This is a genomic window from Limnohabitans sp. Rim8, from assembly GCF_945869175.1.
GTDB lineage: Bacteria > Pseudomonadota > Gammaproteobacteria > Burkholderiales > Burkholderiaceae_C > Limnohabitans_A.
This window is the reverse complement of the sequence record NZ_CAMBNZ010000022.1, coordinates 22,131-33,800: the sequence shown is the minus strand read 5'-3', so window position 1 is coordinate 33,800 and position 11,670 is coordinate 22,131. Positions and strand designations below refer to the sequence as shown.

General features: G+C 60.0%; 12 protein-coding genes. 9 read left to right on the top strand and 3 right to left on the bottom strand.

Annotation, left to right across the window (positions count from 1 at the left end):
* Nucleotides 1–94: 94 nt before the first annotated feature.
* Nucleotides 95–760 carry a GntR family transcriptional regulator gene (locus Q0O19_RS05455; RefSeq protein ID WP_295520767.1) on the bottom strand — a complete coding sequence of 222 codons (666 nt, stop codon included), beginning with the start codon at nucleotides 758–760 and terminating at the stop codon, nucleotides 95–97.
* A gap of 117 nt (nucleotides 761–877) precedes the next feature.
* Between Q0O19_RS05455 and Q0O19_RS05450 the strand changes: the two genes are divergently transcribed.
* The 9 genes from Q0O19_RS05450 to Q0O19_RS05410 all read left to right on the top strand — a co-directional run bounded on the left by Q0O19_RS05450 (nucleotide 878) and on the right by Q0O19_RS05410 (nucleotide 9,427).
* Entirely contained in the window at nucleotides 878–2,074 is a 1,197-nt protein-coding gene (locus Q0O19_RS05450; RefSeq protein ID WP_295520766.1) for a CaiB/BaiF CoA-transferase family protein, read from the top strand.
* 144 nt (nucleotides 2,075–2,218) lie between these two features.
* Nucleotides 2,219–2,851, top strand: a complete 633-nt coding sequence (locus tag Q0O19_RS05445; protein ID WP_295520765.1) for an enoyl-CoA hydratase-related protein — start codon at nucleotides 2,219–2,221, stop codon at nucleotides 2,849–2,851.
* 22 nt (nucleotides 2,852–2,873) lie between these two features.
* Nucleotides 2,874–3,851: an ABC transporter substrate-binding protein gene (locus Q0O19_RS05440; RefSeq protein WP_295520763.1), complete on the top strand. Its 978-nt coding sequence runs from the start codon at nucleotides 2,874–2,876 to the stop codon at nucleotides 3,849–3,851.
* Nucleotides 3,852–3,866: 15 nt separating this feature from the next.
* The gene (locus tag Q0O19_RS05435) at nucleotides 3,867–4,673 is read left to right on the top strand and encodes an ABC transporter permease (protein ID WP_295520761.1); all 807 of its coding nucleotides are present in this window, start codon (nucleotides 3,867–3,869) and stop codon (nucleotides 4,671–4,673) included.
* 8 nt (nucleotides 4,674–4,681) lie between these two features.
* Complete coding sequence (locus Q0O19_RS05430) at nucleotides 4,682–5,431, top strand: ABC transporter ATP-binding protein (RefSeq protein WP_295520759.1); 750 nt, start codon at nucleotides 4,682–4,684, stop codon at nucleotides 5,429–5,431.
* Nucleotide 5,432: 1 nt separating this feature from the next.
* Nucleotides 5,433–6,317, top strand: coding sequence for a polysaccharide deacetylase family protein (locus Q0O19_RS05425; RefSeq protein WP_295520757.1), 885 nt, complete (start codon nucleotides 5,433–5,435; stop codon nucleotides 6,315–6,317).
* A 90-nt stretch (nucleotides 6,318–6,407) separates the two neighbouring features.
* Nucleotides 6,408–7,184, top strand: a complete 777-nt coding sequence (locus Q0O19_RS05420) for a short-chain dehydrogenase/reductase (protein WP_295520755.1) — start codon at nucleotides 6,408–6,410, stop codon at nucleotides 7,182–7,184.
* A gap of 15 nt (nucleotides 7,185–7,199) precedes the next feature.
* Nucleotides 7,200–8,006, top strand: coding sequence for an enoyl-CoA hydratase-related protein (locus Q0O19_RS05415; protein ID WP_295520753.1), 807 nt, complete (start codon nucleotides 7,200–7,202; stop codon nucleotides 8,004–8,006).
* On the top strand, nucleotides 8,006–9,427 hold the full coding sequence (locus Q0O19_RS05410) for an MmgE/PrpD family protein (protein WP_295520752.1): 1,422 nt from the start codon (nucleotides 8,006–8,008) through the stop codon (nucleotides 9,425–9,427). Before Q0O19_RS05415 ends, Q0O19_RS05410 begins: the two co-directional genes overlap by 1 nt.
* Here Q0O19_RS05410 and Q0O19_RS05405 read toward each other — a convergent pair.
* Both Q0O19_RS05405 and Q0O19_RS05400 read right to left on the bottom strand, forming a co-directional pair.
* Nucleotides 9,373–10,692, bottom strand: a complete 1,320-nt coding sequence (locus tag Q0O19_RS05405) for an amidase (RefSeq protein WP_295520750.1) — start codon at nucleotides 10,690–10,692, stop codon at nucleotides 9,373–9,375. The genes Q0O19_RS05410 and Q0O19_RS05405 overlap by 55 nt on opposite strands.
* A 6-nt stretch (nucleotides 10,693–10,698) precedes the next feature.
* Complete coding sequence (locus Q0O19_RS05400) at nucleotides 10,699–11,619, bottom strand: EamA family transporter (protein WP_295520748.1); 921 nt, start codon at nucleotides 11,617–11,619, stop codon at nucleotides 10,699–10,701.
* Nucleotides 11,620–11,670 lie beyond the last annotated feature (51 nt).

Below are 11,670 nucleotides of genomic sequence, written 5' to 3'. Positions count from 1 at the left end.
ACGCAAAGCATGGAGCCGTTTTGGCGCTCGGCGGCGCGCAGCATGTCGAGAAAGGTCATGGCAAGATTTTAAGCGGCACCCCACGCGCGGCGCTTCACTGCGATGCCAGCAAATCTGTGGGCAAATTGAGGATGAAGTCGTTCAAACTTTTGGCATCCCGCCCTGGGCGCATGTGGTCACGCATCGACACAACGGCCGCATCGGCATCGCGCGCGTGCAGCGCCTGAACAATCAGTTCATGCTGCTCAAACGAGGCCTGCAAACGGCCCAAGGCACCGAAGGCGTGGCGGCGGTAAACGCCTGTGCGAAAACGGATGCGCAAGACTTCTTGCCGTAAAAACGGGTTGCGTGTGCCTTGATAAATGAGCTCATGAAACGCCAAATTGAGCTTTTGCCAACCCTGCAGGTCCTCGGCCCCGGCCACCAAACGGCTTTCTTCGTGCAATACAAACAACTTTTGCAGGTCTTCCTCAGGCATGCGCTCGCAGGCCAGTCGCACCGCCACAGCCTCCAGTTCGGCCAAAAGCTCCCAGAGGCTAAGCAGTTGCTGCAAATTCATCTTGGCCACGGTGCTGCCGCCCCGGGGCATGTTGCCGACCCAGCCTTGGGCCTGCAACTGGATGAGCGCCTCGCGAATCGGTGTTTTAGATACACCAAAACGCTCGGACAAAGCCACTTCATCGATCGGGTCCCCAGGCAGCAAATCACCTTTGGAAATGGCTTCTTCCAAGTGCAAACGGATTTGATCGCTGACTTTCATGGGGTTCTTCTAAGGGCAAACACCGATATTTTGTCATATTGCTTTGCATACAGTTATGGACTATAAATATATTTATGGGGATTAATTTTGTTTTTAAAGTCCCATGACACCTGATTTATGCCCAAAATTCAAGCTTCTCCTGCACTTTCACGCTTCAAAGTCATCGACTTGTCCCGCGTTCGCGCTGGCCCCAATTGCGTGCGGATCTTGACCGATTTTGGTGCCGATGTGGTGCGCGTGGAGCCCCCTGAAGGGGTGGACCCGAATGAAGCGATGTTTGCCGCCAACCGCAAGGGGGGGGATTTTCAGAACATCAACCGCAACAAACGGTCGATGACGCTCAACCTCAAAAAAGAGGGCGCGATGGACATCCTCAAGTGCATGATTGTCCAGGCCGATGTGGTGGTGGAAAACTGGCGTCCAGATGTGAAAGACCGGCTGGGGCTGGATTACCAGTCGCTCAAGGCCCTCAACCCGCGCATCATTTTGGCCAGTATTTCCGGCTTTGGGCAGGATGGTCCTTATGCCTGGCGACCTGGCTTTGACCAAATCATTCAGGGCATGGGTGGGTTGATGAGCGTGACGGGCGAGCCTGAGCACGGCCCCATTCGGGCCGGCTTGGCTGTGGCCGACCTGAGCGCAGGGCTGTACTGCGCCATTGGCATTTTGGTGGCCTTGATCGAACGCGAGACGTCAGGCCAGGGCCAGTGGGTGCAAAGCTCCTTGCTGCATTCGCAAATTGCCATGATGGATTTCCAGATGGCGCGCTACCTGAACGACAACGATGTGCCGGTGCAAGTGGGCAACAACCACCCCACCAGCTCGCCCATGGGCTTGTTCGAGGCCAGCGATGGCTGTTTCAATTTGGGTGCTTCGGGCGAAGGCAACTGGAAACGCTTTTGCGAAGTGCTGCAAAAACCCGATTGGTACCAAGACCCAGAGTTTGTGACGGAGCCGCTGCGTGTACAGAACAGGGAGCGCCTGAACCGGTTGATCGCCCAAGAGTTTCCAAAGAAAACCGTGCACCAATGGGTCTCGTTGCTCAACCAGGCCGGCGTGCCTGCAGGGCCGGTCTACACGGTGCCGCAGGTGTTCGAAGATGAGCAGGTCAAGCACCTGCAGGTCACCACCACATTGCCCACTCAGTTTGGCAAGGACATGCATTTCATCACCCAACCCGTGGTGCTCAGCCGCACGCCCTCCAAGGTGGTGGCCCCGGCACCCGGCTGGGGCGAACACACCGACGAGGTGTTGCAAGATCTGGGGTTTTCGGCTGCGGACATTGAAGGCTTTCACGCCCGGGGCGTTGTATGAGCGAGGGCTGCATCGATCTGAACCTGCAAGGCCATGTGGCACAGGTCACGATCGACGACGTGACCCGGCACAACGCGATGAGCCTGTCCATGTGGACGGCCTTGCTGGCGGCCTTTGAGGAGATTGACTGCCGCCCAGAGGTGCGTGCGTGTATGTGTGTTGCGCGGCGCGGGCGAGAAGTGCTTTGTGTCAGGCGCCAACATCAGCGAGTTCGAAACACAGCGCAACTCGGCGGCCTCGGTGGCCCATTACAACGACATGGTCAGACGCACCCAGCAATCGGTATTTCGCTGCCGCGTGCCGGTGATCGCGGCCATCAGTGGTATTTGCTATGGCGGCGGGCTGGGCCTGGCCTTGAGCTGTGACATGCGTTACGCCACACCGCATTCGCGTTTTCGCATGCCTGCGGCCTGTATGGGCCTGGGTTATGACTGCGAGAACATGCAAAGCATTTTGAACAAACTGGGGCCGCAGGCCACAGCAGAGGCTTTCTTTACCACCCGCGTCTATGACGCCGCCAGCGCACAGGCCATGGGCATGGTCCTTGCAGTGGTTGAGGATGTGTTTGCCCACTGCACCGCCTTGGCCTATGAGATTGCAGACAATGCGCCCTTGACCATCCAGGCTCCCAAGAAAACCTTGGTGGCCCTGGCAGAAGACGAAAAAGACATGACATCAGTGAAAACCGCCATCGACGCGTCTTTCAAAAGCAACCATTATGCGGGAGGCAGACTGGCTTTCGCACAAAAGCGTTCCCCTCAGTTCACCGGTCAATAACCACCAACCCAGGAGTATTCAGATGAAACTTTTGACTTCCCTCATCGGCTTTGCGCTGTCGGTCTCGACCGGCATAGCCTTGGCACTGGGCCCGGCGCCCGCCCCCCTCAAAGACAAAGCCACATTGACTGTCGGCTACGTCAAAGTGGGCCACCTCTCACCCATGCTCTTGGTCGAAGAAGAACTCAAGAAAATGAACATCGAAGTCAAGCGCGCAGAATTTGTGCGCTACGCCGATGCCCGCACCGCCTTGCTGTCCAACTCGGTCGATGTGTCGGCCGTGGGCGCGGGTGACTTGGCCATCGTGGCCGGGCAAGGCAGCAAAAACCTGGTGGGCCTGACGGGTGTGGGCAGCTCGCCCAAATACCTGGTGGTGCGCAAAGGCGTGAAGATCGATGACTGGGGCGACATTGCAGGCAAGAAGATTGCCATTGCCCCTGGCTCAGCCGTCTGGTTCCAGTGGGCCATGACCTTGATCGAGAGAAACATCCCCTACAACTCGTTCACCCCCGTGAACGTGCAAGGTGGCGGCACCGCTTTTGTGCAGGCGATGAAGCGCGGCGACATCGATGCCATGGTGTTGTGGGAGCCCTTTGAGTCACAGGCTGTGGCAGAAGGCGATGCCTACTTCTCGCAAAAACTGGAGTACAGCCAATCGCGTGCTGTGGGCGCCGAGCTGGGCATGCTGGCCGCCTCTGGCGAAGCCATGACACAAAAGAAAGAACTGGTTCGCCGCTTCCTCTGGGCTTATCTCAAGGCCGAAGAAACCCTGAGCAAGAACAAGGATGTGTTTGCCGATGCTTACTCCAAGTACACCGGCTTGCCACTCAATGTGACCAAAGAGTCGGCCAAGATCATCAAGCTCGGTGGCGTGCTGACCAAAGAACAAGTTTCGCGCTTGGCTGAAGCTGCCTTCAAGCAAGGCATTGTGCAAAAAGACGTGACCAAGGAAGCAGCCGCCCTTTACGACGACTCGATGGTCGTGGAACTCAAGAAATAATCAGGCAGCACCTTCATGGCAAACGCTTCTCTCGATACCCTTCGTCGGACAGTGCTTGGCCTGTTGGTGCCAGCGGTGGTTCTGGTCATCTGGCAGATCGCCGGCAGCAAGCCAGGCATGGCCGGCATCCTGCCCACCCCCGTGCTGGTTTTGGAAGGCTGGCACGGCTGGATTTTTGGCTCACCCGGCATGGGCCTGAACCCTTATCTGGGCTCTTGGGTGTCCAACGTCCAGTACTCCTCGATGCGGGTGGCGCAGGGCTTTTTCCTGGCGGCTCTGGTCGGTGTCCCTTTGGGTTTGCTGATCGGTTGGAGCCGTTTGGTTCAGCAACTGTTTGACCCACTCATCCAGAGCTTGCGCCCGATCCCAATCACGGCCTGGTTGCCGTTTTCGATTGCCCTGTTCGGCATTCGGGACATGGGGGCCATCTTCCTGATCTTTTTGGGCGGCTTTTACGCGATTGTGGTCAACACCACGCAAGGCGCGCGCGATGTCGAGCGCAACCTGGTGCGCGCGGCCCTGATGATGGGTGCCAGTCGCAGGCAATTGCTGTACCGCGTGGTACTGCCCGCGGCCATGCCCTCCATCTTCACCGGCTTGCGCATTGGTCTGGGCATTTCGTGGACGGCCGTGATCGTCTCCGAGATGGTGGCCGTCAAGTCCGGTCTGGGCTACGTGCTGTGGGACGCCTATTACGTGGGGCGCATGGACATCGTGCTGGCCGACATGGTGTCGATCGGCATCATGGGTTTTTTGAGTGATCGCCTGATCGTTTTCATTGAAAGCAGGGTTTTGGTCTGGCGCATGCTGCAAAGCCATTAAGAAACACCATGTCCGATATTTCCATTAAAAACCTTTACAAGACCTACCCGGGCAGCACGCCCGTCAAGGCCCTGGAAGACATCCAATTGCAGGTCGCTCCAGGGGAGTTGGTGGCCTTGCTGGGGCCTTCAGGCTGCGGCAAATCCACCTTGCTGAACCTCATTGCTGGGTTTGAGCAGCCCACAGCGGGACAGTTGTTGGTCAATGGGGGTGTTGTCAGCGCACCTGGTCCTGACCGCGGCGTGGTTTTCCAGGAAGCCGCATTGTTTCCCTGGCTGAGTGTCTGGGACAACGTGATTTTCGGCCCCAAGGTGCAGGGCATGGCGCGCAGCGAGTACGAAGACCGTGCCCACGAAATGATCAAGATCGTGGGCCTGAGCGATTTCAAGAACCATTTGCCGGTGCAACTGTCGGGCGGCATGCGCCAGCGCGTGGGCATCGCACGCATCCTGACGCTGGGCTCACGCGTGTTACTGATGGACGAGCCCTTTGGTGCACTGGATGCCCAAACCCGTTTGACCATGCAGGAGCTGCTGCTCAATGTGTGGCAACAGCTCAAGCCCACCATCATCTTTGTCACGCACGACATCGACGAAGCGATTTTTTTGGCCAGCACGGTTTACGTGATGTCGGCCCGCCCGGGTCGCATTCAAACCAAGATCAACGTGCCCCTGGCACGTCCTCGCACCGTGGCCGACACGGCCAGCGAAACCTTTGCATCGCTCAAGCTCGACATCCTCAACCTCATTCGACACTGACATGGCCAACCCCCGCATTCCTTACCGCTTCTCCAACGATGGCCCATCCCTCAAGGCTGCGCCTGGTGGGGCCATCATGGTGCACTTGGTGGTGAACGTGGAGCACTGGCAGTTCGAGTCGAGCATGCCGCGCACCATCATCACGCCACCGCACGGCAAAGAGACGGTGCCCGATGTGCCCAACTTCAGCTGGGCCGACTACGGCATGCGGGCTGGACTGCCGCGCATCCTGCGGGCCATTCAGGACCGGAGGCTGCCCGCCTCCACCAGTTTCAATGCGGGCGTCATCAATGCTTACCCCCAAGCCACGCAAGCCATGCACGATGCAAGCTGGGAATTCATTGGCCACGGGGTGCACCAAAAAAGCCTGAACCACAACCAAGGTGAGTCCGAAGAATCGCTGATCGCCATGAGCTTGGACATGATCGAGCGCTTCACGGGCCAGCGCCCCAGAGGGTGGCTCAGTCCCGGTTTGCGTGAAACGCACGACACGCCCGAGTTGCTGAAAAAGCAGGGCGTGGATTATGTGTTTGATTGGGTGGTGGACGATGTGCCCAGTTGGATGCAAACGCGCAACGGCCCTTTGCTGGCCCTGCCCTACAACCTGGAAATCAACGACTCGATCGTTTACGCCATCGAAAAACACACTAGCGACGAGATGTACGAACGCCTGGCACGTACCCTGGCCTTGTTTGAACGTGAAGCAGCCACACACCCCCGCGTGTTGGCCATTGGGCTGCACCCGCACCTGATCGGTGTGCCCCACCGCTTTGCCAGCTTTGAACGCATGCTGGACTTGTTGATGAAGTCGCCCCAGGTGTGCTTCATGAACGGAGGGCAAATTGCCGACTGGTACACCGCACAGGTGCCCGCACCTGGCGCTTGATGGGGCGTGCTTGGTTTGCAAACCAAGCCTTTGCCTAGATTTTGAAACCCGGGCCAGTGCATCGCCTTGCCCCATTTGCAGGCCTCTGCCATGAACCTCGAACTCGATCAAAAACAAGTCATCGTCACCGGTGGCTCCAAAGGCATCGGTCTGGCCATTGCCTTGAACTTTGCCCGTGAAGGTGCCCAACCGGTGCTGGTGTCGCGTCAGCGCAGCAACCTGGACGCCGCTCTGGACGCTTTTGCCAAGGCGGGCTTGCCTGCCCCTGCCGTCGCAGAAATCGATTTGTCGCAACCTGGCTCAGACCGCGCTTTGTTCAACCTGTTTCCTTCGGCGGACATCCTGGTCAATAACGCAGGCGCCATTCCGGGGGGCAGCATCCATGACATCGCCGAAGACGCGTGGCGTGCTTCTTGGGAGCTCAAACTGTTCAGCTACATCAATCTCACCCGACTTTATTTGGGGGCGATGGAATCACGCGGACAAGGCGTGATTTGCAACATCATCGGCATGGCCGGGGCTGCATCGCGTTACGAATACATCTGTGGCTCTGCGGCCAACGGTGCGTTGATCTCGTTCACGCAAGGCATTGGTGGGGGCAGTGTGCGCAAGGGTGTGCGTGTGTTCGGCATCAACCCCTCCCCGACCCGCAGCGACCGCATTGAAGGTGTTCTCAAGCAACAAGCGGCCAGCAAACTCGGCGATGCATCGCGCTGGCTGGAGATGACACAGAAATTGCCGTTTGGCCGTTTGGCCGAACCTGACGAAATTGCACGCTTGGCTGTTCATTGTTCATCCCCTGTGTGTGGCTATCTGAGCGGCACGGTCCTGCACGTCGACGGTGGGCAGCAATACGCTCCGAATTGAAATTCAAAGGCCTCGATGTCCATGGACCTGCTGCAAGCCCCAGAGACACTGCTGCTGGAACACCACGCCGATGGTGTTCTGCAAGTCACCCTGAACCGCCCCGATGTGGGCAACGCCATCAACACGCGCATGGGCCAGGAACTGCTGGACCTGTGGCAGCGCCTGACAGACGATCCACACGGCGTCCGCTGTGTGGTGTTGACTGGCGCAGGTCCGAAAATTTTCTGTGCAGGGGGCGACCTCAAAGAGCGCAATGGCATGACGCGTGCGCAATGGACCCACCAGCATGAAATTTTTGAGCGTGTGTCCTGGGCCTTGGTGGATTTACCGTTGCCCGTGATCGCAGCCGTCAATGGCCACGCCTATGGCGGCGGTCTGGAGTTGGCCCTGTGCTGCGATTTCATTTACGCCAGCAGCAGCGCACGTTTTGCTTTGCCCGAGGTCACGCTGGGCATCATGCCCGGCATGGGCGGCACGCAAAACCTGCCTCGGGCCATCGGTGACCGCAGGGCCAAAGAACTCATCATGACGGGCCAAGCCTTCACCGCCCAGCAGGCGCTGGATTGGGGCATGGTCAACCAGGTCATCGAACCCGAGCAGCTCTTGGGCTTGGCCCTGCGCACAGCGCAAACCCTGGCACGCAACGCCCCGCTGTCGGTACGGCAGGTCAAAAAGTCCATCCGCTACGGTGGCCAAATGGAATTGCGCACCGCTTTCCGGTTTGAAATCGAGGCCTACAACCAGCTGGTGGACAGTGAAGATCGGCGCGAAGGCGTGTTGGCCTTCAATGAAAAAAGGCCGCCCCGCTTCAAGGGCCGGTGATGAGCGATACCACCCCAACGCCGTGGAGCGAATGGCTGGTGGCGGCTTTGCGCAGACCGGTGCATGGGCCCGACCGTGAACGCGCAGCCTTGCACCTGATCGACTGGCTGGGCTGCGCGCACTTGGGGCAAACGACCGAACTGGGTGCGGTGTTGAGGCAATGGGCGAAAGCACAAGCGCCCGGCCCCGTTTGGGTGTGTGGTCACCCTGGCTTGCAGGCCACAGAAGCGGCCCGCTGGCATGGCGCCTTGGGCAGTTGCAACGAATTGGACGATGTGCACCGCGAAGCCGTGGTGCACCCGGGCGACACCGTCGTGCCAGCGGCGATGGCCATGGCCCAGCGTGAAAACGCCAGCGCAGAAGCTTTGCTCGATGCGTTGGTGGTGGGCTACGAAACCGCGATCGTGCTCGGACTGCTCAGTGGGCCCTCACATTACGCCCACTGGTACAGCACCGCCACCACGGGTGTCTTTGCCAGCGCCATGGCCTGCGCCCGTTTGCTCAAGCTCGACACCCAAAAGACGCAACATGCCCTGGCCTTGGCCGGCATGCAGTCTGCAGGCGTCTGGCAATGCCGACTCGAGCCGGGCTGGGCCAAGCAGATGGCCGCAGGCCACAGCGCCCAAGCGGGCCTGGTGGCGGCCGACATGGCGGCGGCGGGCATGACTGGCCCCTTGTCCATCTTGGAAGGCCCTCTGGGTTGGTTGAAGGCCACTGCAGGCAATCTTGACGCGCTCCGGGCGCAAGCAATGCTGCAAACCTCTGCCGAGCGCGCCTGGCGTGTGCACGAGGTCAGCTTCAAGCCTTGGCCCGCTTGCAGGCATGTCCACCCCGCCATCGAGTGTGCGCTGCAGTTGCACAACCAAGGGATCGATCCCGATCAGATTGCCCAGATCCGCCTAGAGACCTATGGCGTGGCGCTGTCATTTGCAGACCAGCCCCATCCCCAAACGGCCCTGCAAGGCAAGTTCAGTTTGCAGCATGGTGTGGCCTGGACCTTGGGCCATGGCGGGTTTGGGCTGGAGGCCACCGCGCCAGCGGCCCTGGCAGACCCTTTATGCGCCGCGTTGCGCGGCAGGGTCACGCTGGTGTGCGGGCCTGCTCAGGACCAAGCTTACCCGCAAAGCTTTGGTGCACGGTTGCACCTGCAAATGGCCAACGGTCATCACCACAACAGTGAAGTGGTCAACGTTTTAGGCGACCCGGAAAACCCCTTAAGTCCTGACCAAGTGCAGGCCAAAGCGGCGCAATTGCTGCACGCCAGTGGCTGGAGTGTGGCGCGGGCCGAGCAGCTCATCGGTCTGGTTCAGGCACTGCCAAGGGCCCAGGCCTTGGGGCCTTTGTGGGACAGCTTGCAAACCTGGCGTCAATCCCAGAACGTGTCGAGCGCACAGGCCAGCGCGAGCAAGCGCTCGTCCTGACCGGGTGCGGCCAGCAACTGGCACGACACCGGCAAACCATCGGTGGGGCAAGGAAAGGACAAAGCGGGAGCTCCCAGCATATTGGCCAAGCACGCCCAATCGGCCTGGCTGGCGGGTGCAGCTTCCGTGTGGGCAAAACTGGTGTGCGGCGTGGTGGGCAAGAGCAGGGCGTCGATACCCATCAACAACGCCCCAGCCTGCGCGCGCAAGCCGTCGATCGCCGCCTGGCTGGCTTGCCGCTTTTCAGGGCCAAGCCGGGCACCGTAGCGCAGCATTTTCTGCAAGCCAGCACTCAAGCCCGGCAACTCGGGGCCCAAGGCATTGAGCCAATATTGCGCACCCTCCCACTCGCTCATGAGCAAGGCATGCAAACGGTGACGGCTTGGGGACCAGTCGGGCCAGCGCACGGTTTGCACCTGCGCACCTTGCGACTGCAGGCGCTGCTGTGTGGCCTGCCAGGCTTGCTGCACAGCCGGCGCCATTTCCACCTCACTCGTCTGCGGCAGGATACCCACGCGCAAACCGCGCCACGCGCCGCCTTGCGCAGCGGGTGGTCGGCTGATGCCCAATAAGCAAGCCATGGCTTGCGCGAGGTCATGACCGCTGCGGGCCAATGGACCCGCCACATCCAGGGTGGGACTCAGGGGCACGATGCCGTCCATGGCCATGCGCGTGCGCGTAGGGATCATGCCCATGACGCCGCAATAAGCGGCCGGTATACGGACCGAGCCCATGGTGTCGGTGCCCACAGCGATGGTGCACAGGTGGTCAGCCAGGGCAGCGGCAGAGCCACCGCTCGAACCGCCCGGCGTGAACCCCTCGCGCAAGGGGTTCATGCAACGGCCATAGACGGGGTTGTCGGTGGTGGCCCCCAAGGCGGCTTCGTGCATGTTGAGCTTACCCAGCAAGACCATGCCGGCATCGCGCAGGCGTTGGTAGATCGGTGCATCCTGCGTTGGCATGCGCTGTGCATAGGCAGCCGTGCCCGCCGTGCATGGCATGCCGACCACATCCACGTTGTCCTTCAGGGCCATCGTCACACCATCCAACGGCCCCAGCGGCTGCCCATGGGCCCAGCGCTGCGCACTGGCCTGGGCTTGTTGCAAGGCCAAGTCTTCACACACATGCACAAAGGCCTGAAGTGCGGGGTTGCGCTGTGCGATGCGCACCAGGTGCGCATGGGTGACGGCCACAGGGTCGGTGAGGCCTTGCGCATAAACCTGCTGCAAGGCGGCGGCATTCAACAGGGTCAGGTCTTGGTTCATGCTCAATCAGGCATCGGCCGCCGCTTGACGGGCCGGTGCAGGGGGTCTGCTCTCGGGCCACAACACCGAAGCAATGGCCAGCACGATCAGCACGATGGCGGCCCAGTCTTGCCAATGCAAGTCTTCGTTGAGGAAGTAGGCCCCGCTGAAAACGCCCAACACCGGAATGAACATCACACTCAGTGTGGAGGCCAGCGGCGGCAAGTTGCGCGCCAGCGAAAGCCAGGCAGCTTGAGCAAACACAAACACGCCAAAGGCGTTGTACACGATGGCAACCCAGGCCATGTCGGGCGGCGGTCCCCAAATGTCGCGCTCAAAAACAAAAGCCAGAACACTCATGAGCACGCTGCTCATGCAGGTCATCCAGAACACCAGAGCCAAAGTCGGTGCCTGGATGCGGGTGTGGCGAATTTGCTGCGTGCCCAAACCCCAAAACGCTGCAGCCACCAGCCCCAGCACCACGCCCAGTGGTTTGCCAGTGATGGCACTCAATTCATGCCAAAGCAACAGCACCACCCCAAAAGCCGCGCACCCCACGCCCAACCAGCCCCGCCAGCGCAGAACGGCCCCGAACCCCAAGACACCGATCATGGCGGAAAAAATCGGCATGGTGTAGCCCAAGATGGCCGATCGGCCACTGGAGAGGCTTTGCACCGCCAGCATGATCAGAACGTGCCAGACCAGCATGTTGGTGACGGTCAAAATGAAGAGCTCTTTCCAATCGGCCTTCGGAATCTTGAAGGGGACCTTTTTGACGTACAGCAGCAAGGCCAGAAAGGGCAACCCCATCCACATGCTCAAACTGCGAAAGGACAAAGGCGGGTAGTGGTTCACGCCCAACTTGAGCATGGGCCAGTTAAAGCCCCAGACCAAAGTCAGCGTGATCAGCAGCGTGATTTGTTGTCGGCTCAAGGTCATGAGTTGCATGGTAGCGCAGCCCCACAACAATCGCTGACTTGGCGGCGACTGGCCCGACAC

What these genes read in the sequence shown, in the direction of transcription:
- Q0O19_RS05440 (WP_295520763.1), top strand. Translation starts at nt 2,874, where the DNA reads ATGAAACTTTTGACTTCCCTCATCGGCTTTGCGCTGTCGGTCTCGACC.
- Q0O19_RS05425 (WP_295520757.1), top strand. Translation starts at nt 5,433, where the DNA reads ATGGCCAACCCCCGCATTCCTTACCGCTTCTCCAACGATGGCCCATCC.
- Q0O19_RS05435 (WP_295520761.1), top strand. Translation starts at nt 3,867, where the DNA reads ATGGCAAACGCTTCTCTCGATACCCTTCGTCGGACAGTGCTTGGCCTG.
- Q0O19_RS05430 (WP_295520759.1), top strand. Translation starts at nt 4,682, where the DNA reads ATGTCCGATATTTCCATTAAAAACCTTTACAAGACCTACCCGGGCAGC.
- Q0O19_RS05405 (WP_295520750.1), bottom strand. Translation starts at nt 10,692, where the DNA reads ATGAACCAAGACCTGACCCTGTTGAATGCCGCCGCCTTGCAGCAGGTT.
- Q0O19_RS05400 (WP_295520748.1), bottom strand. Translation starts at nt 11,619, where the DNA reads ATGCAACTCATGACCTTGAGCCGACAACAAATCACGCTGCTGATCACG.
- Q0O19_RS05455 (WP_295520767.1), bottom strand. Translation starts at nt 760, where the DNA reads ATGAAAGTCAGCGATCAAATCCGTTTGCACTTGGAAGAAGCCATTTCC.
- Q0O19_RS05420 (WP_295520755.1), top strand. Translation starts at nt 6,408, where the DNA reads ATGAACCTCGAACTCGATCAAAAACAAGTCATCGTCACCGGTGGCTCC.
- Q0O19_RS05415 (WP_295520753.1), top strand. Translation starts at nt 7,200, where the DNA reads ATGTCCATGGACCTGCTGCAAGCCCCAGAGACACTGCTGCTGGAACAC.
- Q0O19_RS05410 (WP_295520752.1), top strand. Translation starts at nt 8,006, where the DNA reads ATGAGCGATACCACCCCAACGCCGTGGAGCGAATGGCTGGTGGCGGCT.
- Q0O19_RS05450 (WP_295520766.1), top strand. Translation starts at nt 878, where the DNA reads ATGCCCAAAATTCAAGCTTCTCCTGCACTTTCACGCTTCAAAGTCATC.